The following is a 25,748-nucleotide window of genomic DNA, read 5'->3' on the forward strand; positions in this document are numbered from 1 at the left end:
ACGAGGGCTTCCGCCCGGCACGCCGAGAGCACGCACCATACGCCGCGGGGCCCGCCCTCCGGGCGGACGACGGGACTTTGCGGACACGACCTAGGTCCGACGCCTGATCGATAAGGAGCCGCTCCTGCTGTTAGCGTGCAGCTGCACACTATTCGCAATAACGTCGGAGGACGTTGGACATGGCGGTTTACACGCTCCCGGAGCTTCCGTACGACTACTCGGCTCTCGCGCCCGTGATCAGCCCCGAGATCATCGAGCTGCACCACGACAAGCACCATGCCGCGTACGTCAAGGGCGCCAACGACACCCTGGAGCAGCTTGCCGAGGCGCGGGACAAGGAGTCGTGGGGATCGATCAACGGCCTGGAGAAGAACCTGGCCTTCCACCTCTCCGGCCACATCCTGCACTCGATCTACTGGCACAACATGACCGGCGACGGCGGCGGCGAGCCGCTGGAGAAGGACGGCGTGGGCGAGCTGGCGGACGCGATCGCCGAGTCCTTCGGCTCCTTCGCGGCCTTCAAGGCCCAGCTGTCCAAGGCGTCGGCCACGACCCAGGGTTCGGGCTGGGGCGTGCTCGCGTATGAGCCGCTGAGCGGTCGTCTGATCGTCGAGCAGGTCTACGACCACCAGGGCAACGTCGGTCAGGGCTCGACCCCGATCCTGGTCTTCGACGCCTGGGAGCACGCCTTCTACCTGCAGTACAGGAACCAGAAGGTCGACTTCATCGAGGCCATGTGGCAGGTCGTCAACTGGCAGGACGTGGCCAGGCGCTACGCCGCCGCCAAGGAGCGCGGCGACAGCCTGCTGCTCGCGCCGTGACGGGCCGGCCGCGTCGCCGGGCATGACGGAAGGGCTCTTCAGGGCGTGGGCCCCCAAGAGCCCTTCCGTCGTCGTCTCCGCTCGTGGTGGGGGCGGGGCCGGGTGCCGGCGGCACGTGGCCGCCGGCCTTGCCGGTGCTCAGGCGCAGCGGGCGGACGACGGTGCCATGCAGCCGGTCCTACGGCATCGAGCGCATGGCGCTCACTGTCCGCCGGGAGCCGTCAGGTTCTCCAGCAGGTGGACCAGGGCCGACTTCGGTACGGCCTCGTCCCCCCAGCCGCCGCTCTGCCGCAAGGCCGGGCTGCGGTCCGTGGAGGTCGATCCCTTGGCGTCGTTGACGCCCTGGATGATGCCGAAGTCGATGGGGCCGTCGTCCGCCGAGGCGGGCACTGTGGCCGCGAGGAGGGCCGCGCCGGCGAGGGTGAGGGAAGTGATCGTCTTCTTCATGCCTGGCTCAACGACGACTGTGCCGCCAGGATGTCCTGTTCCGCACCTTTGGTGGAGTATGGGCCCGTCTCGGCCCATGAGCCCCTGTGTAGGGACGGGCGGCGATGCGGCGGCCGCCCGGTGCGCCGTCGCGAGCGGTCGCCTGGCATGATCGCTCCGTGATCAGTGAAACGGCGCAGCCGAGCCGCATGAGGTACGTACTGTTCGATGTCGACGGCACGTTGATCGACGCGCTGAGCAACCAGCGCAAGGTCTGGGCCACTTGGGCGGAGCGGTACGGGCTGGACGCCGACGAGGTCTACCGGGTGGCTCTGCGGACCCGGCCGATGGAGACGTTCGCGCAGGTCGCCGCGGGCCGCGACCTCGACGAATGCCTGGCCGTGCTGCACGAGTTGGAGGACGAGGACGTCCGCTCCGGCAGCTATACGGCCTTCGACGGCGCCGCGGAGCTGCTGCACGGCCTGCCGCCGGGGTCCTGGGCGCTGGTCACCTCGAACTACGAGCACCGGGTACGCGGCCGGTTCGAGCGTACGGGCCTGCCGGTCCCGGAGCTGATCGTGGACGCCGCCGCCGTCGAGGAGGGCAAGCCGTCCCCGGTCCCGTACCTCCAGGCCGCCGCGCACCTGGGAGCCGATCCGGCAGACTGCCTGGTCATCGAGGACGCCCCGTCCGGGGTGCGGTCCGGGAGGCGGGCCGGGATGACGGTGTGGGGTGTGAACACGGCCGTCCCCGTGGAGGGTGTGCACCGCCACTTCGTCAGTCTGCGCGAGGCGGTCCCGCACATTCTGGCCTCCGTGTGCGGGCCGCGGGTGGTCACCGGAGCCACAGGAGCCACCAGCGCCGGCTGATTGCCCTTCGCGAGGAACGGAAGAGCGAGTCCTGGCCCGGTGTGAGGGTGAACGCGGTCGGCCCGGGCCGCACCGCGACCGGCCTCTCGCCACCATGGGGGACGGGGCGGCCTGCATGTGCTTGAGCCCGCGCCATGCCTGAGAAGGGATGGCGGGCGGCACCTCAAGGGCGTCCGGCGCGCCCCTGACCGGAGGTCTCCGACCTGCCGAGCAGCGGCTCAGCCGTGATTGCTCAGAGCCAGTCCCGCCGCTTGAAGATGAGGTACAAACTGGTGCAGACAACCCCCATCAGGGCAATGGCGAAGGGGTATCCGAGCACCCAGCGCAACTCCGGCATGTGCGTGAAGTTCATCCCGTAGATCGTCCCGACCAGCGTCGGAGCGAACAGGATCGCCGCCCACGACGAGACCTTCTTGATCTCCTCGTTCTGCTCGAACCCCGCCTCCGCCAACGCCCGCATCTCCGCGTTCTGTTGCTGCGTCACCAGCGTCGCGTTCACCGTGAGGATCTCGGTGAGGGCCTGGCGGAAGCCGTCGACGCGTTCGCTGGTGTGCGTCACGTGGTCGGCGACGTCGCGGAGATAGCGCTGCAGTTCCTCGTCCGTGTCGTACTTGGAGAAGCCGGCCATGAGGCCGTGCAACATGCCGACCAGGGGGCGGGTGGCGCGCTGGAACTCGACCATCTCGCGGGAGAGTTCGTAGATGCGGCGGGAGACCTCCGGGTCGCCGCGGAAGACCTCGGTCTCGATCTCGTCGATGTCGTTCTGGACGCCCGCCACGACCGGTGCGTAGTCGTCGACCACCGCGTCGAGTATCGCGTAGAGGACCGCCTCCGGGCCGAGTTTGAGCAGTTCCGGCGACTCCTCCATGCGCCGCCGAACCGCTGACAGATCGGGGGCGGCTCCATGGCGCACCGTGATCACGAAGTCCGGGCCGACGAAGACGTGGAGTTCGCCGAAGTCGACCTCCTCGGGCGCGTCCAGGTAGCGGGCCGCGCGCAGGACGACGAAGAGCGTGTCGCCGTAGCGCTCCAACTTGGGGCGCTGGTGCGCCTCCATCGCGTCCTCGACGGCGAGCGGGTGCAGGTCGAACTCGGCGGCGAGCGAGAGCAGTTCGGACTCGGTGGGGCGGGCCAGCCCGATCCAGGCCATGCCGGACGGCTGTTCGCGCAGCTCGCGGTAGGTGTCGGCGAGGCCGGTGGGGGAGGAGACGCGTACGCCGTCCTGGTACAGCGCCGCCTCCACGACGCTCGCCACCTCGGCGGCCTCAAAGGCCTCGGCCTCCGGCGGGCCGGTGGCCGCGGTCGGTGCCTCCGGTGGCCTCGGCGAAGCGAGGGCTCGGCGCCAGACTGACTTCATGGGGTTCTTGGAGACGGGTCGGGCGCGTCGCTCGGACATCGCGGCTGCCTCCCGGTCTGGACGACGAGTGCGTGCGTGATCACGGAGCAGGATATACGGGGCGAATGTCGCGAGCGCGAGGGGGAGTGCGTCGGGGCCGGACAGGGATTGAGGACAGAAGATGTCCGCAAGCCTCGCTAGCGTGAATGGTATGACGAAGCGGACCACGAACCAGCGCACCACGACGAGCCGCGGCGCCGGCAGGGCGACGGCGGCGACCGGCACCGTCCTCGGCGCCCGCGCCCTCAACCGGGCCACCCTCGACCGGCAGTTGCTGCTGCGCCGTTCGCCGATGTCCGCCCTGGCGGCCGTGGAGCATCTGGTCGGCCTCCAGGCCCAGGAGGTCAAGCCGCCGTACCACGCGCTCGCCGCCCGCCTCGACGGCTTCACCACCGAGGAGCTCTCCGGACTGCTCGCCGACCGCGCGGTCGTACGCATCGTCACCATGCGCTCGACGATCCACATGCACACCGCGGACGACAGCCTCACCCTGCGTCCGCTGGTGCAACCCGCCCGGGACCGCGAGATCAACTACTTCCGCAAGGGCCTCGTCGGCGTCGACCTGGACCGCCTCGCCGTGCTCGCCCGTGAACTCGTCGAGTCCGAGCCCCGCACCATGAAGCAGCTGCGCGAGGCCCTGGGTGCCGAGTGGCCGGACGCCGACCCGCAGTCGCTGGCCGTCGCGGCCCGCTGCAAGCTCCCGCTGGTCCAGGTGACCCCGCGTGGAATGTGGGGCCGCAGCGCCCAGGTCACCCTCACGACCGCCGAGCACTGGCTCGACCGCCCCGCGGAACCGGCCGCCTCCGCCGAGGCCGCGGTCCTGCGCTACCTGGCCGCCTTCGGGCCGGCCTCCGTGAAGGACATGCAGACCTGGTCCGGACTGACCAGGATGCGCGGCGCCTTCGAACGGCTCCGCCCCGAGCTGGCCACCTTCCGGGACGAGAACGGCGTCGAGCTCTTCGACCTCCCCGATGCCCCGCGGCCCGATCCGGACACCCCGGCTCCGCCCCGCTTCCTGCCCGAGTTCGACAACCTCCTCCTCTCCCATGCCGACCGCACGCGGGTGATTCCGTCCGCGAACCGTGGCCGCACCTGGCAGGCCAACACCTTCTACTGCCCGCTCCTCGTCGACGGCTTCCTCGCGGGGGTGTGGCGGATCCTGGGCGACGCCCTCGTCATCGAGCCGTTCACCGAGCTGACCAAGGCCCAGCGCGACGAGGTGAGCGAGGAGGCGGAGCGGATGCTGCGAGTGGTGCACTCGGGGACGCCGTACGACGTCCGCTTCGGAACCGTGATCACCTAGGGGGTGCTGCGCGGGCTTCGGCGACATCGCCCTGGCGTCCGTCGTCGGGCCGCGGCACCTTTCGTCAGTCCGCCCGCCCGGTCACCGCGACCGTCACCCCGAGTCCGATCATCGTGCACCCGCCGGCTCCGCCTATCAGCGACAGCCGGCGGTCGGAGCGGGCGAACCAGGCGCGGGCCGCCGACGCGGTCAGGCCCCACAACGTGTCCGTGACCAGGCCGATGGTGATCGGGATCAGTCCCAGCAGCAGCATCTGCAGCGGCACACCGCCGGCCGAGTGGTCCACGAACTGGGGAAGGACGGCGGCGAAGAACACGACACCCTTGGGGTTGGTGACGCCGACGAGGGCGCCGTCGAGGACCGTGCGCAGATCACCGCGCGGCGGTCCAGCGGACTGCGTGCGTATCGCCGACGCCTTCAGCTCCTTGCGGTGCCGGAACGCCTGCACGCCCAAATGAACGAGATACGCGGCGCCGGCCAGCTTCACCGTCAGGTAGACGGTCGCGGACCGCTCCACCAGTGAGCCGATTCCCACCGCGACGGCGACCACCAGCAGGTACGAGCCGATGACATTGCCGAGCACGGTCGCCACGGCGGTGCGGCGGCCGTGGGCCAGGGCACGGCCGATGACGAACAGCACGCTCGGTCCCGGGATCACGATCACCAGGACCGACATCGCCGCGAAGGCCAGGAACCGGTCTGCGGACACCATGCCCATCACCCCCATCCGCAACCCATTGAAACAGGGAGCACCGACAACGGACCTGGACGCGGACAACGATCCCGACGGGACATGGACAGGGGGCGTTGCGGGCCGCTCGTGGAGGCCCGCAACGCCCCCTGGTCTGTCACCCGAGCGGTGCTCGGGAAGCCTTCCGGGCGCCGTTCCCGGCTACGACCGCACCTGTGCGGTCACCTCCGCCGAGAAGGTGGTCAGCCGGGTGTAGACACCCGGGAAACCGGCCTGGGCGCAGCCCTCGCCCCAGGAAGTTATCCCTGCCAGGACGCCCCCGATGAGCAGGGGACCGCCGCTGTCGCCCTGGCAGGTGTCGACGCCGCCGGAGGTGGGTCCGGCGCAGACCATGTCGGACCGGACGAAGTCCGAGCCGTAGGAAGTCGCACAGCTGGAGTCGGCGACGACCGGCACGGTCGCCGTCCGCAGCTGGTTGGAGGAACCGCCACCCGAGGAGGTGGTGCCCCAGCCGATGATGCGGGCCGTGGTGCCGGCGGCGTACACGCCGGTGTCCGCGGCGCCGACGTACTTGGCCGCCGTGTACGGCATCGAGGTCGAAAGGGTCAGCACGGCCACGTCGTTGCCCTCGGTGGCGGTCGTGTAGTCCGGGTGGACCCAGATCTTGCTGACCCGGCTGACGGTGCCGTTCGTCCCGTTGCGATGGGTGCGGCCGCCGACGACACGGAGGCTGCTGGTGGTCTCGCCGGCCAGGCAGTGCGCCGCGGTGACGACCTTGGTGGCGGAGACGAGCGTGCCGCCGCAGAACTGGCTCTGCGAGGCGTCCGTGATCTGCATCATGAACGGGTACGCGGTCGTCGTGGTCGTCGTGCCACCCACGATGCGCGTGGAGGCGGCCTCAGCGGTGGGGGCGCTGAGCAACGCCGCCGCGGCGGCGGCAGCGGTCGCCGTGACGGCGGCGGTCGTTCTGGCACGGGTGAGCCCGAACATGAGACTCCTCTTTGGGGATCGCCGGTGGGGGGAGCGCGGGTGTGGGGGGTGTGCACGGGGGCCGCGGGACCGGCCCCCGTGTGCCCGGCGAGCGGCACGCCCCCCAAATTAGGTCGCGCGACATCCCTTCCCAATGAGGGAACCCCCTAGGGGAGTTGGGCAGGGAAAACCCTCGGTCGTGTCAGGCCAAACCTCGACCGACCGACCAGGACGGGTGAATTCGCGGCGATCGGCTCCGACTCACGTCGTGCGGCGGCCCGCCGCCAGCCTCACGATGTCGACCCGCGATCGGATACCGAGTTTGCGGTAGACGCGAGTAAGGGTCGCTTCGACCGTTTTGACGCTGATGAACAGTCGCGTGGCGATTTCCCGATTGGTCGCGCCCTCCATCACGAGGGCGGCGACCTGACGCTCCATCGAGGCGAGCCCGTCCAGCCCGTCCACGCCGTCCCGGCCGTTCGGCGCGGAGGCGGGGGTGGGAACCGCCTGCGCGCGGCGCGCCTCGGTGGCCGCCTCCACCTGCCGCAGCCAGGGCAGCGCCCGGCAACGGCGGAACAGCCGGGCCGCCTCGTCGTACGACGCCGGACCCGGAGCGCCCGTACGCAGCTGGGCCAGGGCGAAGGCGGCCCGGGCCTCCTCCAGGCCGTAGCCCAGTCTGCCGAGCCGGTCCCGCGCCGACGTCGCCTGGGCCACGGCGGCCTCCTGCTCGCCGCGTGCCGCTCGGACCAGTGCCTCGGCCCGGTCGAGGACGGCCAGAACGCTCCCGCGGTTCAGCCGCAGCGCCTGCTCGCGCGTGACGTCGATGACGTCCTGTGCCTCCGCGAGCTCCCCGCTCCGTACCAGGGCCTCGGCGAGGTCGCCGTGCCAGCGGCCGCGGGCGGGGTCGGTGATGCCGAGGCTCTGCTCCACCTCCCGCACCCGGCGCAGTGAGCCGACGGCGGCGGAGGTGTCCCCGGCCACCAGCTGGGCGTGGCCGAGAGCGGCCAGGGCGCGCGAGCAGTACATCTGGTCGCCGTCCCGCTCGGCGTGCTCCAGGGCCTCACGGGCCAGCGCCAGCGCCCGGTCCACCTCGCCGCCCGCCGCCTCCGCGAGCGAGGTGAGCACGGCGGAGGCCACCTCGCCGATCCCGGTGTCGCGGGCCAGCCGCAGGCTTTCGCGGGCGAGGTCGAGGGCGTGCCCGCAGTGGCCCGAGTGCAGCTCGGTCTCGGCGACTCCGCGCAGGAAGTGCACCTCGCTCTCCACCCACCCGTGCCTGCGCACCTCGCGCAGCAGGGTGGTGACCGCGGCACGGGCCTCGGGCAGCTGGTCGCTCATGATCAGCCAGCGGAAACGGGAGTAGCCGGCCCCGTTGTGATGGCAGGCCACCCTCGGGTCCTGAGGCTCCTGCAGCGCCCGCCGGATGGTCGCCGGGGCGTCCGGGTGTCCCATCAGGGTCTCGATCTGGGCCTGGAAGGCGAGCGCCATCAGCTCGGTGTACCGGTCGTCCGCCCGTGCGGCCAGCGCCGCGGCGTACGCCGCCTCCTCCCGGGCCTCGTCGAAGTCGCCCTTCACGAGTACCGCGCGCCAGGTCAGCTGGTAGTGGACGAGCGCGAGCAGCCTCGGGTCCTCGCCCGCATCGGCAAGGGCCTGCGGGAAGACCGCGTCGACCTCGGTCATCGCGTGACCCGCCGTGTCGATCACGATGATCCAGGCCCGCACCCGGTCCGCGGGAACCGTCGCCCGGGTGAGCACCTCGCGGGCGATGTCCCGCGCGAGGTCCAGTTCCCCGGCCGTGACCGCGTCCTCGGCGGCGTCCAGCCGCAGCACCTCGGGGCGCGGCGGACCGTCCGCGGGGGTGTGCCGGGCGGCCAGCAGGGAGAGCTGCGCGGCCACCGAGGGCGCTCCGCGGTCGCGTGCCAGGGCGGCGGCCTCGGCCAGCCGGGCCGCGACCTCGGGGTCCGTGCCGGAGGTCGCCAGGGCCAGGTGCCGGGCGCGCTCGATGGGGTCGGACGCCGCGGTGGACAGCGCGGTGTGCGCGGCGCGACGTTCCTGCGCGGGTGCCTCCGCATACAGCGCGGCGGAGATCATCGGGTGCGCGAACCGCAGGGCGGGGCCCTCGGGTTCGGTCGCCAGCAGCCCGAGCTCGGCGGCCTGCGCGGTCTCGGCCTCGGCGTTGTGCCGGCCGGCCGCGTGCAGCAGGGCCAGCGTGGGGCGGGCTCCGGCACTCGCGACCAGCAGGGTGCGGCGGGCCTCCTCCGACAGCATCTCCAGGCGGTTGAGCACCAGGGCGCGCAGCGAGGTGGGCACCGGCAGGGGCTCGCCGGCCCGGGGCGGGGTGGGGTTCTCGGCGAGGGCGCGGCCCAGTTCGAGGGCGAACAGGGCGTTGCCCCCGCTGGTGCGGTGGATGTCCCGGACCGTGGAGCGGGGCAGGCCCGTGAAGCCGCGGTGGTCGAGAAGGGCGGACATCTGGGCGCGCGTCAGCGGACCCAGCCGTACGGCGAGGGTGTCCGGCGGTGCCGCCCGCAGATGACGGTCGTACTCCTGGTCCTCGGTACGCACCGCGCACAGCATCCGCACGGGCGTGTCGCCCAGGCGGCGGGCGGCGAAGCCCAGGAGTTCGGCACTGGCGGGGTCGAGCCACTGCAGGTCGTCGGCGACGACGAGGACGGGCCCGGCCTCGGCGAGGACGCGCAGGGCCGACAGCACGGCCAGACGCAGCGCCAGGCCGTCGCGTTGCAGGGTGGACTCGCCGCGGCCGGTGAGCGCCGCCTCCAGGGCGGTGCGCTGGGCGGCGGGGAGCCGGTCGGACACCTCGTCCAGGACCAGGCCGAGGAGGTCGGCCAGGGCGAGGAAGGGGAGATGGGATTCGGTCTCCGTCGGTGAGCAGCGCAACACGGTGCGGGCCTCGTGGCCGTATTCCGCGGCCAATGCCCGCAGGACCGTGGACTTCCCAATTCCGGCAGGCCCGTGAAGCAGCACGCTGCCGCCCCGCGCCAGCTGCTCACGCGCCGCGCCGAACAGCTCCTCCCTGCCGATGACCTGGTCGGGGCGGCATCTCGCAGGCTCCTTGAAGTCCCGTCGCACGGTCACCGCTCCCCTCCGTGTGTCGTGTTCGGGCCAATATTAGGCAACAGATCTTTGAAATTCGGACCGGCGACGTGGTGAGGCAAATAACAGCGGCGAGGCATGGGCAAATTCAAAGGCCCGCCGAATGAATGGAGGGTCGTCGAGATGGGCTGGACCACCCTGACGACCCGCTGCAGGCCCACTGCGGTCCGGGTGCCGGTCCTCCGCCGGACCCCCGCCACACAGCACGGCACCATCGCGGCCCCACCACCGACGCACCACCCACGCACCGCCCCACCCCCCCCCACGGACGCACCACCCCGGCGTCTACGGCAGCAACCCGGCCCGGCGTGCCGCCACCACCGCCTCTCCCCGGGTGCGCGTGCCCAGTTTGCGCATGGCCGAGCGCAGGTAGCCCTTGACCGTCTCGGCCCGCAGCCCGAGCCGCTCGGCGGCCACCGCGTTCGTGGCGCCGGCGGCGACACAGGCGAGCACGTCCAGCTCACGCGGGGCCAGCGTCACCGCGCTCGCGGGCTGCTCCGCCGTCAGCAGGGCGCAGGCCGCGAGGAGCTCCGAGCGCAGCGCGGGGTCGGTGATGCGCGGTGCCAGGGCCCGCAGAGCCGCGTGGGCCTCGCGGACCTGCTCCCGGGCGGCCCCCTCCTCGACCGGCGCCTGCCGCGGCCGTGCCGCGTCCAGCAGCCCCCGCACCTCGTCCCGCACCACCAGCGCCTGCTCCACGTCCCGTGCCGCCGCGACGGCCGCCGCCAGCGTGCGCTCACCGAGCGGCTGGGCCGTGCGCAGGGCGCCGTACAGGACACCGCGCACCCGGCGTCGTACCACGACCGGGACCGCCACCACCGAGCACAGGCCCTCGCGGGCGACGGCGGCGTCGTACTCGTGGCTGATCTGCCGTGAGCGGGAGTAGTCCGTGACCGCGCAGGGGCGGGCGAGCGCCACCGCCTTGCCGCCCAGCCCGTGGCCGGCGGTCACGGCGAGTCCGCTCAGGGACTCGGTCGCCGTGCCGTTCAGTTCGCTGATGCGCATCCGGCGGCACCCGGACTCCATCAGGCCGCCGAAGGCGACCGGGAGGCCCGTGGTGCGGCGCAGGCGCGCCAAAGCGCCCCTTATCTCCACCGTTGCGGCCGCGTCCACTGCCACGTACTCGCCCTTTCGCTGCGGCTTCCCCGGAGCGCACACCCCCGTTCGGGGGTAGTGAGACCCACGTCACGGATTAGACGATGACAGAGAGCCGCCCGGCAAGGTCCGGTAACCAGGAGGACAGATGAAGACGGGGACGGAACTGTTCCGCAGCGCGCGGGACTTCCTGCTCGAACACCGCGAGGACTACGCCGCGGCCTACGAGGGCTTCGCCTGGCCCCGGCCCGAGCGGTTCAACTGGGCGCTCGACTGGTTCGACGTCATCGCGGACGGGAACGACCGCACCGCGCTGCACATCGTCGAGGAGGACGGCACCGAGGTCCGGGTGTCCTTCGCCGAGATGGCCGAGCGCTCCGCGCGCGTCGCGGGCTGGCTGCGCGAGCGCGGGGTGCGGGCCGAGGACCGCGTCCTGGTGATGCTCGGCAACCAGGTCGAGCTGTGGGAGACGGCGCTCGCCGCGATGAAACTGCGCGCCGTCGTCATCCCGGCCACCCCGCTGCTCGGCCCCGCCGATCTGCGCGACCGGGTCGAGCGGGGCCGGGTCCGCCATGTGCTGGTGCGCGCCGAGGACACCGGCAAGTTCGACGCGGTGCCCGGGAGCTACACACGCGTCACCGTCGGCGGGGCGCGCGAGGGGTGGCAGACGTACGAGAACGCGTACGACGCCTCCGCCGCGTTCACGCCCGACGGGCCGACCGCGGCCGACGACCCGCTGATGCTCTACTTCACCTCCGGCACCACGGCCCGCCCCAAGCTGGTCGAGCACACCCACACCTCGTACCCGATCGGGCACCTGGCCACCATGTACTGGATCGGCCTCAGGCCCGGCGACGTGCACCTGAACATCTCCTCGCCCGGCTGGGCCAAGCACGCCTGGTCCAACCTGTTCGCGCCCTGGAACGCGGAGGCGACCGTCTTCATCCACAACTACACCCGCTTCGACGCGGCCCGGCTGATGGCCGAGATGGACCGCGCGGGTGTCACCACCTTCTGCGCCCCGCCGACGGTCTGGCGCATGCTCATCCAGGCCGACCTGAGTGCCCTGCGCAGCCGGCCCCGTGAGGCCGTCGCCGCCGGTGAGCCGCTCAACCCCGAGGTCATCGAGCGGGTCCGCGAGGCCTGGGGCGTGACGATCCGGGACGGCTTCGGGCAGACCGAGACAGCAGTCCAGGTCTCCAACAGCCCCGGCCAGCCCCTGAAGACAGGCTCCATGGGCCGCCCCAGCCCCGGCTTCCGTGTCGAGCTCCTCGACCCGGTGACCGGCGCGCCCGGCGCCGAGGAGGGCGAGATCGCGCTCGACCTCTCGTCGCGGCCGGTCGGTGTGATGACCGGCTACCACGGCGACGCGGACCGTACGGCGGAGGCGATGGCGGGCGGCTACTACCGCACCGGTGACATCGGCTCCCGCGACGCCGACGGCTACATCACCTACGTGGGCCGGGCGGATGACGTCTTCAAGGCGAGCGACTACAAGATCTCCCCCTTCGAGCTGGAAAGCGCCCTTCTGGAGCACGAGGCGGTGGCCGAGGCGGCCGTGGTGCCGGCGCCGGACGAACTGCGGCTCGCGGTGCCGAAGGCGTACGTCGTGCTCGCGGAGGGCTGGGAGCCGGGCCCCGACACGGCGAAGGTGCTCTTCGAGCACTCACGGGACGTCCTGGCTCCGTACAAGCGCGTGCGCCGCCTGGAGTTCGCGCCGCTGCCCAAGACCGTCTCCGGCAAGATCCGGCGCATCGAGCTGCGCGAGGCCACGGCGGCCGGGTCGGACGCCGAGTACCGCGAGGAGGACTTCCGGTGACCTCTTCGCTGTCGTACACGCACGGCACGAGCGGGACGGCCCTGCTGGGGGACACGATCGGCGCCAACCTTGACCGGGCCGTGGCGGCCTGGCCGGACCGGGAGGCACTGGTCGACGTGCCGTCCGGGCGGCGCTGGACGTACGCCGGGTTCGCGGCCGACGTCGACCAGCTGGCGTACGCGCTGCTCGCGAGCGGGGTCGGCAAGGGCGACCGGGTGGGCATCTGGGCGGTCAACTGTCCCGAGTGGGTCCTGGTCCAGTACGCCACCGCGCGGATCGGCGCGATCATGGTGAACATCAACCCGGCCTACCGCACCCACGAGGTCGAGTACGTCCTCGACCAGGCCGGTGTCGCGCTGCTGTTCGCCTCCCTCAGCCACAAGAGCAGCGACTACCGGGCGATGGTCGAACAGGTGCGGGGCCGCTGCCCGCGGTTGCGGGAGACCGTGTTCATCGGTGACCCGAGCTGGGAGGCGCTGGTCGCGCGCGGAACGCCGGTGCCCTTCGAGGACCTGTCCTGCGACGACCCGATCAACATCCAGTACACGTCGGGGACGACGGGCTTCCCCAAGGGGGCCACCCTCTCCCACCACAACATCCTGAACAACGGCTACTTCGTGGGCGAGATGATCGCCTACAGCGAGCAGGACCGGGTGTGCATCCCCGTGCCCTTCTACCACTGCTTCGACTGATACAGCTTCAAGGTACACGCTACAGGCCAAGCCCCGCACGGGAACCCGCCTTCACCGTACGCTGGTTGGGAGGTGATTCCATGTCGCTCCAGGAGAACGTCCGCAACCATCGGCGCCGCGAGGGATGGACGCACGGCGACGTACAGCCGGCACACTTCATCGTCGGGCGGGATGAGACGCACCTGATCGACCTCTCACTGGCCCACGGGGGCTGGGTGCCGGAAGGGCGGGACTTCCCGTACCGCGGCTGCCTGGTCCACTACGAGGTGCCCAAGATCTCCGCCTCCGTGCTGGCGGCCGGGGAGGCCGAGTCGTCCCCGGAGTCCGACATCTACGGCCTCGGCGCCACTTTCCTGATGTCGAAGACCGGGTGGCGGGCCGTCGAGTACCCCGACGATGCTCGCGCGCCGTGCAGCGTCAGGCCGTTGTGGACGGGAAGCGCCGCCAGGTGACCGTGCCGGGCAAGCTCGGCTCCCTGGTCGACGACATGCTGAGCTACAACCCTGCCGACCGGCCGACGAAGTCGTGGCCGCGCTGAGCTGAGCTGGAACGACGAAAGACCCCCCGGCCGCGCGGTCGGGGGGCTTCGTATGCCGTACGTCCAGGCGTAGTTGGACAGTCACATCGTGTATCGTTGGTCGCCGGAAAGAAAACGGCACGCCCCCAGCAACCAAGGCGCTGCCGTGACAGTTGAAGGTGGCCATTGGCCAACCCAGCACTACCGAGTTTTGTCGAAGGTTGCGCGACAAGACTCGACCGGGCAGTCGCCCCGCCAAGCGACTGCTCAGAGGGTCGTCCGGTGCCGCCAGTCGGAAGGGCTCTCTTGAGTCGCCCATACCAGGGTGACCGGTCGAGTCTTGCCGAGAGTCGCCCGGTCGCCCCTACTGAGAAGGGGAACACCGGGCATGAGTCCCAACCACAAGAAGCTGTGCGCCGCTGGGGTGGCGCTCATCGTCTCCGTCGCGCTCGGCGCACTGAGCGCACTGGCGTTCGCACTCATCGACGAAGATCATGACGACTGGGCTGTCCTGGCGGTTTTTTGGCTCGTGACTGGTACGTTCTTCATCGGCTCCGCCGCATGGGTCGCACTCTTCGACTTCTCCGACAGTCGCCCTCAGTCGCCGGCACTCGGACAGGCGCCCTCGAACAGTTCGTCGGGGACGCCTGTCCCGTGAGCTACCGCACTGGGCAGGCTCCCGTGCTGCACTCCTCGTCCGTCGAGTCCTCGACCGAGGTCACCTCGTACTCGGCGAACTGCTCGGCGGTCAGCCGCTCGTACGGGGCCTGCTCGCGCGTCCCGTCCGGCCGGTACGGCTCATGCACTCGACGCCCCCCTGCGCCGGCTGTCAACGGCTCCGCCTTACAGTCGCACGTCATGCACTCCGCCTCGAACGTCATGCAGATGTCCGGCTGCTGGGTGATCCGGTGCTTCACGTACCGCAGGACGGAGCGGGTCACTGCGCACCCTCTCGGGCTCTCATCGCCTCGGCCATCCGCTCGGCCACATCCGCACGCACCATGCCTACGTGTACGTACGCCGTGCCCTTGTGGGTGACGACAGGGCGCACGGTCCCCCAGACGCTCTCTGGAACGCCGAGGGAGGCGAGGGCCGCCCGTAGGCCTCGGTCGCTGCAATGGCCGCAGCTCGGCCGTCTCGCCACGTCTGCATGTCCATCACTCGGCCCCGTGGTCTTCCCGCAGGTGCGTACGGAGCACGACGTTCGCGTCCGACACCTTCGAGTAGTCCCCGACCGATCGGGCGTTGGTTCGTGTAACGGCGTGGCCGAGGCATTCCCGACAGCTTGCTACGGGTTCCGGCTCCCGGTCCGGGGCCATCAGGTGCACCGGCCCCGTGATCGTCGTCTTCGGCGTACTCATTCCGTGCGGCCTCCCGGACTTCGTATCTGCCGAAGCATGATCCCGCGGAATGCGCACCGGTCCTCGGTTCATGCGCGTTGTCGACTGAAGTCATGCACGGCAAGCCGCCGACCACTCGGCGAGCGTCGCTCGAAGCTCCTCACCGAACAGCGCGCATTCCTCGTACCCCGCGAATTCCTTCAAGTAGGTCTGCACGTCCCGGCCGTCACGCAGTACGAGACTGCCCGCCGAAGTTTCGATGGTGAGCAACGATGCATCGTAAATCGTGAAGGTGTTCAGTGGCGCCCGAGGAGTTACCGTCCCCACGGGAATCACACCGATGCGCACATTCGGAAGGTAGGACAGGGAAGACAAGCGGTCCATCTGTTCGGCCAACGCCAGGGGCGAAACGACCGGCCAGCGAACTGCTTGCTCGGTCAGTAGGAACGTGAACTGTTTCGACGCGTCGTAGAGAACGGCTTGCCGCTCCAACTTTCCCGCGACTGCCTTACTCGTATCTGCCGGGGAGTGCGCGAGGCTCGCCCTCACGTATTCCGGCGTGGCGAGGAGACCGGTAATCATCGAGAGTAGGAAGTAGCGCATGCGCGTCGAGGACGCTTCAAGCCCTTTCAGCTCTGCCTGTCGTGTTCCGAGCCCCTTCCGGCGAAGCTCCCGCAGGTTCCGCCATTCCGTGTTTGCCATCCTGGCGAGTGCGGACGCTTCGGCGACCAGTTCGGGCGGAGCGTCCAAGGCCCTGAGGATCGCCTCCACGTCGACCAGGGACGGCCGTGTCCGGCCGTTCTCGATCCGGCTCACCTTGGACTGAGACATGTTGCAGCGCGCGGCGAGCCGATCCCCTGAGAGACCGGCTCGCTTGCGTAGCTTTCGGAGCAGTGAGGCAAGTTCCGGGCCGAACTCCCCGAGCTGCTCAGCTTCGAACGTCATCCCTTCACGTACTCCAGGAACGGGACCGACTCGGCAACGGCGATGCGCTGGTATTCGATGAAGTCGGCCGGCTCGCCCTCGAACAGCTCTCGACTCACCTGGGCGCCGTCGCTCTCGTAATGCATGAGAACGACCGTCGATCGATCGAACATCCAGAAGTCTTGGACTCCCGGCAAGGGATTCTCTCGCTCGGTCACGTCGAGAATTCGGATGTCTTCCCCGGCGAGTACATGCGGGGCGTAGTACCTGGAGAACTCGAATTGCAGATACTCGGAGAGCGGCCGAGTCACGATGTGCACTCGCCCCTTACGCCTCCCCTCACCGCGAAGCCTCTTCAGGTCTTCCGTGTACGGCGACGAGTAGGTGTCTGGGTCCACTCGCTTACCTGCTCGGAAGTCTTCGAGCTCTCCGGCTTCCTGCGGTACGAGGTACTGCGGCAAGGTTTCCAGTCGCCACGCCTCGGACTGGAACCCCCGAAGAGTCGCCTTCCAGTCGTCACCATCCAAGAGCACGAACAGCCTCCCGAAGAACGCTCTCGGGAATCTCCACAAGCCCTTCCCCTTGCGGCGGAGCGAAGGCATTGGAAACGTCACCCTGCACGACGAACGTCCCCCGCTCGGTCCGGTAGACATTCGGGCAGTCGTCTTCGCCGCACTCTCCGTTTCCGTTGCCGGTAAGCCGAGTCAGTTCTTCGCGTGCCATGCGAAACCCCCTTGTCTGTCGGCCCTGTTCGGCCGTTGGACCCGACCGTACGAGTGTCATGCCCGGCCGTCCATTCACGTTCGTGGGTATGCACGTTGTTGCATGAACTGGCCAGCGCGGCGCCACCTTACGGGAGCAGTGGGCGCCCCTCCTGCGCGGCCCGGATGTGCTCAGGCTTCAGCGCGTCCTCGCCGTACCGGGCGGTGAACGCCCGCACGCGGCCGAGGGGGAGTCTGGCGGAGGCGGCTCCTCGCGCACCCACTGATCGGACGCTGAATCTCTCCCCGAGTGGTCTGCCTCGGGGAGGGGTTGAGCGAGCCGGCCACGGCTCGCCTGTCGCCAAGGAGCGCCGCGCCCTCGTCGAGGTGGCCGAGCTACTGGCGCCGTGACAGCTCCGCTCAGCCAGCCTCCGTCCTCGCCGTCGCCGACTACAAGAAAGAGTTCGGGATGGAGTGATTCAGCCAGCCTCTGGCTCTCTCGGCCTGGGCTTGGCGGGCCCAGATCTCGTCCCGTTCCTTGTCGGTCAGATCCTCAAGCCCATCCATCATGTACAACCAGTCCTCTGCTGTTGGCTCCTCTCGATGCCACATGTAAAGGTCGATGCTGGGGTGCAGAACCGCGAGAAGGCGCCTGAAGGCGGCCGGGGTTACGCCGCCGAAAACACACAGAACTCCACGGTCGACGCGTAGGTCCAGGAGCTTGCCGATGAACTCCTCGACAGTGCCGATGCTCACGGCCCGCTTGTAGAGCTTGCACTCGAAGGCGATGCGCAGGGTTCCGCCGATGGCTGGCACAGATGCCAGTACGTCAATCTGGCGCTCGATCTTGCTGTGGACACCGACCAACCTCGCGTCGTGCTGGACGGTCGCGTTGGCGTCGAGCTTGCTGACCTGGTCCGCAACCAGCCGTTCGAACGATTGCCAATTGTCGGCGTCGCTGGCCCAGAACGGCATCCGGTTCATCATCAAGTTCCCCACGTGGCAAGAGTAGGTGCAGGGTCTGACAGTGGTCCCAGAGAGTGCCTGTCCCCACCAGCAAACGCCTTTGGGCGTTTGGTCCTGCCGGGCAAGACGCTCGGCTGGCAGATCGCCGGCCGGTGCGAAGTTGACCGGATCGGTCGGCATCATGTAGTCAATCTCTTCCGCCTCTTCGAGGCGCACCGTAGCTCCCGCCGCTCGTCGGCGGCCGAGCTGGACACTCCGTGAGAGTCCGCCATCCCGAGGGGCTGGCAGGGGAAGCCGAGGGCACCCCGAGCGCGAACGGTACGCGCGATCTCCCATCACCACGCCGAGGCGTAGCCGTGCGCTGCCCTCAGCCTCTCGAAGGAGGTCGCAACCCGTGACGTCGACTGCCTACCTGCTCGACCTGGCCGTCACTGACTACCACCTGTCCTACTCGCACATCTCCGCCGAGCTCATCGTCGCTCTGCCCGAGGGCTCTGCCGTCTCAGCCGTCCGCATGATGCCGGACGGCTCCTCGCTCCGACTGACGTTCGTTCGCAGCTACGGCGAACGGGAGCTCTGGCACGTCCCCGGACTTCGCGCCCGAGGGATCTCGAACGAAGAGCTCTCCCGAGAGCTCGTCTGCGTCCTGTACCGCCCTACCGCCACCGTGACCACGGAGCGGACACGCCCCTTGGAGGTGGCTCGATGAACAACGGCACGAAGAAGAAGGGAGCCCCCTTCAAGGTCCAGTGGGAGCGGCACGTTCTGCGAGTGGCGAAGCTGAAGAACCCGACTCACGCGCTCGTCGGCATGGCTTACATCGGCTACGCCAACGCTGACGGGAGCAACCTACGCCCGCCCGCCATGAAGCGGATCGCCGCAGACCTCGGCCTGTCCGAGCGCACCGTAGAGCGCGCCTTCGAAGGGCTGGAGGCTGCGGGGCTCATCGTGCGACTGAGCCGAGGAGTCCCCAGCAAGGCGAGCCACTGGCGCTTCGTCATCCCTGCGGAAGACCCGACAGCCGTGACAGGTGTTGTCGAGGCCGAGAAGGAAGACCCGACAACCCTGACGGAGACACCCGACAGTGGTGACAGGAAGAACCGACAGCCCTGTCAGGAAGACCCGACAGCGGTGACGGCGTACCAAGACAAGTACCAACACACCACCAACACAACTACCAACACAGAGGCGGCTCTCACGGGCCGCATCAACGTTGACGACGTCTGGGCTCAGGTCGAGGCCGAGCACTACGAGCGGGAGCACTACGAAGAGCTCTCGACTCGCCACCTGCTCGAACGCTTCGAGCTCGGGGCGCCTGTCGGCGCCCTCTGACGTAGACCGCGACGGCGAGGTGATCGCCGAGCGCCACACCTTCGCCGTTGCTCTGTTCGCTCTGTGGCGCCCTACCGGGCGCCCCTGACGCATGCCTGCCTACTCACTGGGGGCGCTACCGCGCCCCACTTCCCGAAGACCCTCGCGGCAAGCGACTCCACCTTGCCGTTGCAGCTCTGCTCAAGCGGCGCTCGACAGGGCGCCCCATCACAAGGAGGACTTACACAGTGACTACGTACTCCCCGATCATCGCCGCCGATGGAAGCAAGCTCTGTGGCATCGAGTCGTGCGGCCGTCCGCACCGCGTGCGCGGCCTCTGCCTTGCGCACGGTCAGCGCGTCCGCGTGCACGGCCATCCGCAGGCTGACAAGCCGTTGCGCTCCCACGCCTCCCGCAACTGGAAGGGCGAAGACGTCTCGTACATCGGCGCACACAACCGCGTGACCCGAGAGCACGGCAAGGCCGCCGAGTGGAAGTGCGCTTGCGGATGCGGCCGACACGCCAACGACTGGGCGTACCTCGGGACCGATGCGGCGGCAAAGGTCGACGAGACCGGCCGCCTGTACTCCGTCAGCCCGGACCACTACGCGCCCTTGGCGAAGACGTGTCACCGCGGCTTCGACACCTGGCAGGCGCAGCGCCGTACCGGTGTCCCCATCGGTCTCGTCATCGCCGAAGCGCTGGCCGCGTAACCACCCCCTACCGGAAGGAAGTGATCCCACTGTTCACCGTCTCCCACGTTCACCGCTCCGCCCGCCGTACCGGCGAGCGCCTGTCGGCCCTGCTCGACGCCGACACTGCCCGAGGCGTTGACGTCCGGCTCATCTTTGCCGACGCACACTAAGGCCGAGGGTCGGCCCGTTGGCTCGACGTCGAGCTGTACGCCACGAAGGGGCATGGCTACCCACACGCCGACACGGCCGAGGCTCTCCGCTCCGTGGCGCTCGTCCTGGACTCCGTCACCGGCCACGAAGTACAGGGCTTCGGTTCGGTCGCTGGCGGCGCCCTCACGGGCTCTCACGCCATCCGGGAGGGTCTGGCGCTCTCACTTCGGTTGTGCGTCCAGACGGATGCACCGGGACTCCCCGACTCACGTTTCACTCTCGACAGCCGAGACCGTGCGCCGTAGGGGGCTGCGCACCGAAGCCGCAGACCCACTGAGCACGGGGGCGTGTCCTGGGGAGTGCTCGGGACATACCCGTCGCGTGTCGGCCGGCTCAGTGAGTCTTGGAGCCAAGTCGCGGAAAACCGCTACGAGTTGACCGGCTGACAACGCCACACTTGAGGCATGGACGAACTGTATGTAGTCCGGCATGAGCCGACCTGGCGCGAGGAGCCGGAACCAGACGACGAGTACGACAACGACACGGACCACAAAACCCTGTACGCCCTCTTCGGGCTGGCCATCTACAAGGCCAACGTCCTCGAACACACCCTCGTCAACACCCTCGCCCTGGCCAGAATCATCACGGCGGAGGAGCAGGGGGAACAGCTCATCCGGGACCCTTGGGCGCAAGGCTTCAAGGACATGATGGGCAAGCTCATCAAGCGCGCCGAGCCGCACGTAAGCGCCTACCCGGAAGTGGTAGACGACCTGACCAACAGCCTGAAGCGGCGCAACTTCCTGGTTCACCACTTCTGGCGTGAGCGCATCCAAGAGACGATCGCCGAGGCGGGTCGAGCCAAGATGTGCGCGGACCTGAAGGCCGACTGCCGACTGTTCACTCAGACGGATGAGCGCCTGAGCGAGAGGGTCTTTGACCCCCTGGCGAGGAAGCGGGGTATCACGGCCGAGATGATCGAGGCTGCGTACGCGAAGGAACGCCGCGAGGCGATGAAGCGCTACGAGCCCGACTCGTTCACGGCCGAAGACGATTCGGCCTGACCTGCTTGCTCACGCGCCCCCGGTCAAGCCGAGATTGCCCTGAAGTTCCTGGGAGGCAACGGCGATGATGTAGCTTCCGGCCATGAACACTCTGGCGGGGGACTGGTGGGAATCCGGCTCGTGGTGGCAGCTCGTCGTCACAATCGCTGCGAGCATCGCGGTGGGCATTCTCGGAGCCTGGGCGGCTCTCAGGTCCAGCAACCCAAAGCGCCAGCTCACCTGGCGAGTGCGGTCCAACACCCCGCTCATGAGCGTTCCCGGAGACCCCCAGGGGTCTGCGCTCGCCGTCACCTTCTTCGGTGCGCCGCTGGCATCACCGCGCATCGTTGAACTCGTCATTGCCAACTCAGGTCGGCGTGACATCACCGCCGCCATGTTCCATGACGCTCAACCACTGCGGTTCGACTTTGGCGCCCCCGTCTGCACCATCCTGGAAGTGACGACATCCCCCGCCGGAAGCATCCGTCCCACGTTCGACACCGCTGGCTGGCACATCGTGGGCGATGACACATCGGGAGAATGTTGGGTTGACGTCCTCCCCACGCTGCTCAGCAAGGGGCAGGAAGTCGTACTCTCTGTACTCGTCGACGGCGATGAAAAACCAGTGGACTTGGTCAGGTTCCCGCTGGTCGATGTCACTCCAGTCTCCGAAGCGCCGGGGGAACGGTCGCGAGCGCTCGACGAGGCACTCAGCCGAACGTCGATCTACCTCGGGCCGATCCGCATCAGGGTGCGCTCTGATCGACCCTGAAACCGTGGCGCAAGGGCGGGCGGTAAGACGTAGCGGTGCGGAAATCACGGCTCAGGGGATCACCCCCCACCCCCCCCGACCGTCGTCCGACCGAGCGGGCAGGCGTCCGGGCGGCCGAGGACGCAGCACGCGGCGCGCTCGCGAACGATCACGCAGCCTCGGGCCCCACTCCTCGGCCGCTCCCTCGACGACAACGACGCGGACGACCGGGCACTCCTCGACGAGCTGATGCCCATCACGTACAACGCCTTCAACCGCAACGGTCGCGTCGCCCCCTGACGCCAGGCAGACGGAAGCCCCGGTACCCCCGAAAGGGGGTAGCCGGGGCCTCGTCGTATCCGCTACTCGCTCACGTCCCGCCACTCGATGGTGACGTGGTCATCGACAGACATGGAGGACATGTGCCGGCCCTTGGCCGGGTTCAGGGTGACGATGCAGCAGAAGTCCACCCACGCACGACGCGTCGGCAGAGGCAGACTCGGCCACCCCTCGATCAAGCCCGCGACCCCCTTCACCGGGTCGAGCGGAGGGATGCCGACCGAGCTCACCATCTCCAACTCGATCTCTTCGAGCTTCTTTTGGAGCGCCGTCGACCCAGCGGTCATCTGAGACAGGCTGATCGCACCCTCTGCGTAGGCCACAGCCAGCCCGTCGAGACGCTGCCGCAGTTCCTGTGCCTGACTCTGGAGCTGGGCCCCTGACTGGCCGTCCTGGGCGTTCTGACTCTCCAGGATCTGACCCAGGAAGTCAGGGAACATCAGCCGGGCCAGCGTTGCCTTGCTCGCACGGTCGTCGGCGATGCTCCGCGGAGTACGCGTGTGTGTAGCCGCGCAGCCGTACACCGGGACACCCCGGTAGCCGCGACCGTTGACCGTGTCAGCGCATCCGTCGTACCCGCAGTTCCCGATACCGGCGAGCAGCGTGCCCGGCGTCCGGCCGGTCCGCTTGCCTCCCGAGAACCGCTCCGGGCTGTTCAGGATGGCCACGACTGAGTAGTGCACCTCCGGGTCGAGGATCGGGGGCCACTGCGCCTGCCCCATCACCTCACCGAGGTACGTGGCCATCCCGGCGTAGCGCGGGGACGTGAGCACCTTCTTCACTCCGCGCAGCGTCCACCCCTTGGCGCCCGTGACCTTGCTGCGGGGCGACTGGAGCTTGGCCTCGTCCCACTTGCGCGCGACCGCCGACAGGGACTCCCCGGCGAGGATCATCTGGGCGCCCTCGACGATGGCCGCAGCCTCGTCGGCGATGATCGTCATGTGGTCGTCGCCGTACCCGAAGGGGCGGATGCCGGCGGTGTACGGACGGCCCTGCTGCGCGGCCTGCTGGTTGGCCAGCTTCTGGCGCGCGGCCTTCTGCTCACCCTCGTAGGTGGCCCAGGCCGTCACCGTGCGGGCGACAGCTCGGCCGGCCGGCGTGGACAGGTCCAGGTGCCCGGCCTCGACCGCGTAGACGTTCACGCCGAGCTCAATCACTCGCTCCAGATCCCGCGTCACGCGGATGAGGCGGTCGGTGTGCCAGCACACGATCGCCTGCGGCTTGCTCTGGAGCATGGCCTCGAAGTCGGGCCGGATGACGTTCTTCTTCGTGGCGCTCAGATCGTTGTCGACCCAGACGTGCCGGACCTTGAGTCCGAGCTGCGCGGCGAGTGCCCGGCAGCGCTTCTCCTGCCGCTGGACCCCGAGCTCGTCGCCCGTGAGATCCTGGCTGATGCGGACGTAGATGTCGCACTCGGCGCACTGCCCTGACCCGCGATTTTGCATGAAGGACATGGTATCCCCAAGGTGTACCGCTCGTTCGGCATGGTCATGGGCAACCTGGCGGCCACCTCCCACGGCGCCTGCATGGTGATCCCGGCCCCCTCCTTCGACCCGAAGGCCACGCTGGAGGCCGTCCAGCGGGAGCGCTGCACGTCCCTGTACGGCGTGCCGACCATGTTCATCGCGGAGTTGAACCACCCCGACTTCGCCTCGTACGACCTCTCCTCGCTGCGCACCGGCATCATGGCGGGCTCGCCCTGCCCGGTGGAGGTGATGAAGCGCGTGGTCTCGGAGATGCACATGGCCGAGGTGTCGATCTGCTACGGCATGACGGAGACCTCGCCGGTCTCCACCCAGACCCGGCGCGACGACGACCTCGAACACCGCACCGGCACGGTCGGCCGCGTGCTGCCGCACATCGAGGTGAAGATCGTCGATCCGGTGACGGGGGTGACCCTGCCCCGCGGCACGGCGGGCGAGTTGTGCACCCGCGGCTACAGCGTGATGCTCGGCTACTGGAACGAGCCCGAGAAGACCGCCGAGTCCGTCGACGCCGGGCGCTGGATGCACACCGGTGACCTGGCGACGATGCGGGAGGACGGCTATGTCGAGATCGTCGGCCGCATCAAGGACATGATCATCCGGGGCGGCGAGAACATCTACCCGCGCGAGATCGAGGAGTTCCTGTACGCCCACCCCAAGATCGCGGACGTCCAGGTCGTCGGGGTGCCGCACGAGCGGTACGGCGAGGAGGTGCTGGCGTGCGTCATCCCGCGCGACCCGGACGACCCGCTGACGCTGGAGGAACTGCGGGCCTTCTGCGACGGGCGGCTGGCGCACTACAAGGTCCCGAGCCGGTTGCGGGTCCTCGACTCGTTCCCGATGACGGTGTCCGGGAAGGTGCGCAAGGTGGAGCTGCGGGAGAGGTACGCGGAGAGCCGGGACCGACCGCTCGGTCCCTGACGAACGGGGTGTGTGGTGCACGACGGCCCGGTCGGCGACGTCGTCCAACTGCTGTTCGAGTACGGCGGTGTCCACGCGGGCGTTCTACCGGCTGTCCAGATCGCGGCGCATGCACACGCGCGGCCACCGGTCGAGGCCGAGTTCACCCTCATGGACGCGGATCTGCCGAAGCCCGGAGGTGAGCTCGGCCCGGTCCAGTACGCGAAAGCCCAGGCGGGTGTAGTACGGCGCGTTCCACGGGACCTCGGTGAAGGTGGTCAGGGTGAGGGCGGCGAGGTCCTGCTCGCGTGCGCGGTCGGCGGCGTACGTGAGGAGGGCGCGGCCCACGCCCCGGCGGGCGGCGTCCGGGTGGACCGAGACCTGCTCGATGTGCAGGGCGCCGTCGACGGGCTCGCAGATCAGGTAACCGACCGGGCATTCACCGGCGTCGCAGGCGACCCAGGCGCGGCCCGCCCGGCGGTAGCGGTCCAGGACGTCCAGGGTGGGCGGCTCGTCGTCGGCGATCGCCGCCATGCCGAGGTCGCGGAAGGCGGCTCCCGCGGCGCGCTCGATGTCCTGGAGGCCAGGCAGGTCGTCGGAGGTCGCGGGGCGGATGCGCATGAGCCGAGTGTCGGTCGCCGGTGGGGTGCGGCGCGAGCGAGTTACCGCGCGCCCGTCGCGTCCAGTTCGTCGGCGAGGCTGTTGACCGGCTGGGGCGTACCCGTGAGGTCGAGGACGAACAGGGGCACGCCCAGCGTGTCCGCGCGGGCGCGGGCGTCGGGTGCGTAACCGGCGAGGGAGAAGTAGACGCAGGCCGCGGACTCCGTCATGGCCGTCAGCCACAGGCACTCCACGTCCCGCAGGGACGCCGGCCCGACGGTCGGGTCGACCTGGGCGAGCAGGCCGTGCGCGGCGATGCCGATGCCGGTCGGGGGACGCTGGTCGGCGCGGCGGATGCCCCGGTAGCCGAGCCAGCGCAGATAGACGGCGGCCGCGGTCACCGCGTCGCGCGCGGTACGGATCGTCACGGGCTGGAAGGGGCGGCGCGCGGCGGGTGCCTTCCGCCTGGCCGCCTTCGGGGCCGCCCCGGCCACCGGGACGCACAGCACCGTCCCGCAGGGGCAGCCCACCTCCGGGCGGGGCCACTCGGTGGTACGGCCGCACGCCCCGCAGCGCACGCCGACCCACTCGTCTTCCCAGCTGCGCCGGGTGACGGCGGTCACCCTCCCGTCGGGGTCGAGCGCGGGTGTGACGGGCGTCCCGCACTCACAGGGATAGGCGGGTGCCGTGTAGAGATGCTCGCGCCGGCAGGCCGGGCAGCGCACCGACACACTCTCGGACATGGCCCCTCCAGGTCGACCTCGCACCGGACAGCGCTCCCCATGCTCCTCCACCGCGCGGCCGGTTGTCCGCCCCTTGACGCTCCTCACGGGCCCACTTACAT

Annotated in this window: 24 protein-coding genes and 3 pseudogenes; 13 read left to right on the forward strand and 14 right to left on the reverse strand. The window is 69.5% G+C overall.

Translation table 11 applies throughout. The features are described from left to right. Positions 1-179 precede the first annotated feature (179 nt). Positions 180-821, forward strand: coding sequence for a superoxide dismutase (locus tag ACWCPI_RS23930; RefSeq protein ID WP_451040024.1), 642 nt, complete (start codon positions 180-182; stop codon positions 819-821). Between the two features lie 201 nt (positions 822-1,022). On the opposite strand, the gene ACWCPI_RS23935 is transcribed toward ACWCPI_RS23930, so the two are convergent. Then, positions 1,023-1,268, reverse strand: coding sequence for a hypothetical protein (locus ACWCPI_RS23935; RefSeq protein WP_451040025.1), 246 nt, complete (start codon positions 1,266-1,268; stop codon positions 1,023-1,025). A gap of 158 nt (positions 1,269-1,426) precedes the next feature. Here ACWCPI_RS23935 and ACWCPI_RS23940 point away from each other — a divergent pair, with 158 nt between their 5' ends. Then, on the forward strand, positions 1,427-2,116 hold the full coding sequence (locus ACWCPI_RS23940) for an HAD family hydrolase (protein WP_451040026.1): 690 nt from the start codon (positions 1,427-1,429) through the stop codon (positions 2,114-2,116). 232 nt (positions 2,117-2,348) lie between these two features. Here ACWCPI_RS23940 and ACWCPI_RS23945 read toward each other — a convergent pair whose 3' ends face one another. Further along, positions 2,349-3,512 (reverse strand): magnesium and cobalt transport protein CorA, encoded by a 1,164-nt coding sequence (locus ACWCPI_RS23945; RefSeq protein WP_451040027.1) that lies wholly within the window; start codon positions 3,510-3,512, stop codon positions 2,349-2,351. Between the two features lie 151 nt (positions 3,513-3,663). Between ACWCPI_RS23945 and ACWCPI_RS23950 the strand changes: the two genes are divergently transcribed. Further along, positions 3,664-4,815, forward strand: coding sequence for a winged helix DNA-binding domain-containing protein (locus tag ACWCPI_RS23950; RefSeq protein WP_451040028.1), 1,152 nt, complete (start codon positions 3,664-3,666; stop codon positions 4,813-4,815). Positions 4,816-4,879: 64 nt separating this feature from the next. On the opposite strand, the gene ACWCPI_RS23955 is transcribed toward ACWCPI_RS23950, so the two are convergent. The 4 genes from ACWCPI_RS23955 to ACWCPI_RS23970 form a co-directional block, all read right to left on the reverse strand. After that, on the reverse strand, positions 4,880-5,527 hold the full coding sequence (locus ACWCPI_RS23955; RefSeq protein ID WP_451040029.1) for a LysE family translocator: 648 nt from the start codon (positions 5,525-5,527) through the stop codon (positions 4,880-4,882). A gap of 180 nt (positions 5,528-5,707) precedes the next feature. Beyond that, positions 5,708-6,496, reverse strand: a complete 789-nt coding sequence (locus ACWCPI_RS23960; protein WP_451040030.1) for a S1 family peptidase — start codon at positions 6,494-6,496, stop codon at positions 5,708-5,710. Between the two features lie 240 nt (positions 6,497-6,736). Beyond that, complete coding sequence (locus tag ACWCPI_RS23965; RefSeq protein WP_451040031.1) at positions 6,737-9,565, reverse strand: helix-turn-helix transcriptional regulator; 2,829 nt, start codon at positions 9,563-9,565, stop codon at positions 6,737-6,739. A gap of 303 nt (positions 9,566-9,868) precedes the next feature. Further along, positions 9,869-10,699: a response regulator transcription factor gene (locus ACWCPI_RS23970; protein WP_451040032.1), complete on the reverse strand. Its 831-nt coding sequence runs from the start codon at positions 10,697-10,699 to the stop codon at positions 9,869-9,871. Positions 10,700-10,823: 124 nt separating this feature from the next. Between ACWCPI_RS23970 and ACWCPI_RS23975 the strand changes: the two genes are divergently transcribed. The 4 genes and pseudogenes from ACWCPI_RS23975 to ACWCPI_RS23990 all read left to right on the forward strand — a co-directional run bounded on the left by ACWCPI_RS23975 (position 10,824) and on the right by ACWCPI_RS23990 (position 14,361). Continuing rightward, positions 10,824-12,494 (forward strand): AMP-binding protein, encoded by a 1,671-nt coding sequence (locus ACWCPI_RS23975; RefSeq protein WP_451040033.1) that lies wholly within the window; start codon positions 10,824-10,826, stop codon positions 12,492-12,494. After that, positions 12,491-13,180, forward strand: a pseudogene (locus ACWCPI_RS23980) (AMP-binding protein); the annotation flags it as partial. The gene ACWCPI_RS23975 and the pseudogene ACWCPI_RS23980, both read left to right, overlap by 4 nt. A 125-nt stretch (positions 13,181-13,305) precedes the next feature. Continuing rightward, a pseudogene (locus ACWCPI_RS23985) lies at positions 13,306-13,724 on the forward strand (protein kinase); the annotation flags it as partial. Positions 13,725-14,091: 367 nt separating this feature from the next. Continuing rightward, the gene (locus tag ACWCPI_RS23990; protein ID WP_451040034.1) at positions 14,092-14,361 is read left to right on the forward strand and encodes a hypothetical protein; all 270 of its coding nucleotides are present in this window, start codon (positions 14,092-14,094) and stop codon (positions 14,359-14,361) included. A 1-nt stretch (position 14,362) separates the two neighbouring features. Here ACWCPI_RS23990 and ACWCPI_RS23995 read toward each other — a convergent pair whose 3' ends face one another. The 5 genes from ACWCPI_RS23995 to ACWCPI_RS24015 all read right to left on the reverse strand — a co-directional run bounded on the left by ACWCPI_RS23995 (position 14,363) and on the right by ACWCPI_RS24015 (position 17,850). Beyond that, positions 14,363-14,509, reverse strand: a complete 147-nt coding sequence (locus ACWCPI_RS23995; protein ID WP_451040035.1) for a hypothetical protein — start codon at positions 14,507-14,509, stop codon at positions 14,363-14,365. Positions 14,510-15,154: 645 nt separating this feature from the next. Further along, positions 15,155-15,988: a helix-turn-helix domain-containing protein gene (locus ACWCPI_RS24000; RefSeq protein ID WP_451040036.1), complete on the reverse strand. Its 834-nt coding sequence runs from the start codon at positions 15,986-15,988 to the stop codon at positions 15,155-15,157. Next, entirely contained in the window at positions 15,985-16,500 is a 516-nt protein-coding gene (locus ACWCPI_RS24005) for a DUF6879 family protein (protein ID WP_451040037.1), read from the reverse strand. Before ACWCPI_RS24005 ends, ACWCPI_RS24000 begins: the two co-directional genes overlap by 4 nt. Further along, positions 16,484-16,690 (reverse strand): hypothetical protein, encoded by a 207-nt coding sequence (locus ACWCPI_RS24010; protein ID WP_326755621.1) that lies wholly within the window; start codon positions 16,688-16,690, stop codon positions 16,484-16,486. The genes ACWCPI_RS24005 and ACWCPI_RS24010 overlap by 17 nt, the downstream gene beginning before the upstream one ends. Positions 16,691-17,118: 428 nt before the next feature. Then, positions 17,119-17,850 (reverse strand): restriction endonuclease, encoded by a 732-nt coding sequence (locus ACWCPI_RS24015; protein ID WP_451040038.1) that lies wholly within the window; start codon positions 17,848-17,850, stop codon positions 17,119-17,121. Between the two features lie 178 nt (positions 17,851-18,028). Here ACWCPI_RS24015 and ACWCPI_RS24020 point away from each other — a divergent pair, with 178 nt between their 5' ends. From ACWCPI_RS24020 to ACWCPI_RS24040, 5 genes are all read left to right on the forward strand, one after another. Further along, entirely contained in the window at positions 18,029-18,343 is a 315-nt protein-coding gene (locus tag ACWCPI_RS24020; protein ID WP_451040039.1) for a hypothetical protein, read from the forward strand. Then, complete coding sequence (locus tag ACWCPI_RS24025; protein WP_451040040.1) at positions 18,340-18,966, forward strand: helix-turn-helix domain-containing protein; 627 nt, start codon at positions 18,340-18,342, stop codon at positions 18,964-18,966. Before ACWCPI_RS24020 ends, ACWCPI_RS24025 begins: the two co-directional genes overlap by 4 nt. Positions 18,967-19,193: 227 nt before the next feature. Next, positions 19,194-19,658, forward strand: a complete 465-nt coding sequence (locus ACWCPI_RS24030) for a hypothetical protein (RefSeq protein ID WP_451040041.1) — start codon at positions 19,194-19,196, stop codon at positions 19,656-19,658. A gap of 596 nt (positions 19,659-20,254) precedes the next feature. Further along, positions 20,255-20,851, forward strand: a complete 597-nt coding sequence (locus tag ACWCPI_RS24035) for a hypothetical protein (RefSeq protein ID WP_451040042.1) — start codon at positions 20,255-20,257, stop codon at positions 20,849-20,851. Positions 20,852-20,933: 82 nt separating this feature from the next. Further along, a complete protein-coding gene (locus ACWCPI_RS24040) occupies positions 20,934-21,602 on the forward strand; it encodes a hypothetical protein (protein ID WP_451040043.1) in 669 nt (222 codons plus the stop codon). 341 nt (positions 21,603-21,943) lie between these two features. Here ACWCPI_RS24040 and ACWCPI_RS24045 read toward each other — a convergent pair whose 3' ends face one another. Further along, the gene (locus tag ACWCPI_RS24045) at positions 21,944-23,365 is read right to left on the reverse strand and encodes a recombinase family protein (RefSeq protein ID WP_451040044.1); all 1,422 of its coding nucleotides are present in this window, start codon (positions 23,363-23,365) and stop codon (positions 21,944-21,946) included. Between the two features lie 24 nt (positions 23,366-23,389). Between ACWCPI_RS24045 and ACWCPI_RS24050 the strand changes: the two are divergent. Further along, a pseudogene (locus ACWCPI_RS24050) lies at positions 23,390-24,325 on the forward strand (AMP-binding protein); the annotation flags it as partial. A gap of 84 nt (positions 24,326-24,409) precedes the next feature. Here the strand turns inward: ACWCPI_RS24050 and ACWCPI_RS24055 are convergent. Further along, entirely contained in the window at positions 24,410-24,925 is a 516-nt protein-coding gene (locus ACWCPI_RS24055) for a GNAT family N-acetyltransferase (RefSeq protein ID WP_451040045.1), read from the reverse strand. A 41-nt stretch (positions 24,926-24,966) separates the two neighbouring features. Then, the gene (locus tag ACWCPI_RS24060; RefSeq protein ID WP_451040046.1) at positions 24,967-25,647 is read right to left on the reverse strand and encodes a hypothetical protein; all 681 of its coding nucleotides are present in this window, start codon (positions 25,645-25,647) and stop codon (positions 24,967-24,969) included. Positions 25,648-25,748 lie beyond the last annotated feature (101 nt).

It is taken from the genome of Streptomyces sp. NPDC001920 (assembly GCF_053594495.1).

Excerpts from the sequence above, each read along its gene's own strand:
- ACWCPI_RS23930 (WP_451040024.1), top strand. The coding sequence starts at position 180 with ATGGCGGTTTACACGCTCCCGGAGCTTCCGTACGACTACTCGGCTCTC.
- ACWCPI_RS23935 (WP_451040025.1), bottom strand. The coding sequence starts at position 1,268 with ATGAAGAAGACGATCACTTCCCTCACCCTCGCCGGCGCGGCCCTCCTC.
- ACWCPI_RS23945 (WP_451040027.1), bottom strand. The coding sequence starts at position 3,512 with ATGTCCGAGCGACGCGCCCGACCCGTCTCCAAGAACCCCATGAAGTCA.
- ACWCPI_RS23950 (WP_451040028.1), top strand. The coding sequence starts at position 3,664 with ATGACGAAGCGGACCACGAACCAGCGCACCACGACGAGCCGCGGCGCC.
- ACWCPI_RS23955 (WP_451040029.1), bottom strand. The coding sequence starts at position 5,527 with ATGGTGTCCGCAGACCGGTTCCTGGCCTTCGCGGCGATGTCGGTCCTG.
- ACWCPI_RS23960 (WP_451040030.1), bottom strand. The coding sequence starts at position 6,496 with ATGTTCGGGCTCACCCGTGCCAGAACGACCGCCGCCGTCACGGCGACC.
- ACWCPI_RS23975 (WP_451040033.1), top strand. The coding sequence starts at position 10,824 with ATGAAGACGGGGACGGAACTGTTCCGCAGCGCGCGGGACTTCCTGCTC.
- ACWCPI_RS23990 (WP_451040034.1), top strand. The coding sequence starts at position 14,092 with ATGAGTCCCAACCACAAGAAGCTGTGCGCCGCTGGGGTGGCGCTCATC.
- ACWCPI_RS24000 (WP_451040036.1), bottom strand. The coding sequence starts at position 15,988 with ATGACGTTCGAAGCTGAGCAGCTCGGGGAGTTCGGCCCGGAACTTGCC.
- ACWCPI_RS24010 (WP_326755621.1), bottom strand. The coding sequence starts at position 16,690 with ATGGCACGCGAAGAACTGACTCGGCTTACCGGCAACGGAAACGGAGAG.
- ACWCPI_RS24025 (WP_451040040.1), top strand. The coding sequence starts at position 18,340 with ATGAACAACGGCACGAAGAAGAAGGGAGCCCCCTTCAAGGTCCAGTGG.
- ACWCPI_RS24035 (WP_451040042.1), top strand. The coding sequence starts at position 20,255 with ATGGACGAACTGTATGTAGTCCGGCATGAGCCGACCTGGCGCGAGGAG.
- ACWCPI_RS24040 (WP_451040043.1), top strand. The coding sequence starts at position 20,934 with ATGAACACTCTGGCGGGGGACTGGTGGGAATCCGGCTCGTGGTGGCAG.
- ACWCPI_RS24045 (WP_451040044.1), bottom strand. The coding sequence starts at position 23,365 with ATGCAAAATCGCGGGTCAGGGCAGTGCGCCGAGTGCGACATCTACGTC.
- ACWCPI_RS24055 (WP_451040045.1), bottom strand. The coding sequence starts at position 24,925 with ATGCGCATCCGCCCCGCGACCTCCGACGACCTGCCTGGCCTCCAGGAC.
- ACWCPI_RS24060 (WP_451040046.1), bottom strand. The coding sequence starts at position 25,647 with ATGTCCGAGAGTGTGTCGGTGCGCTGCCCGGCCTGCCGGCGCGAGCAT.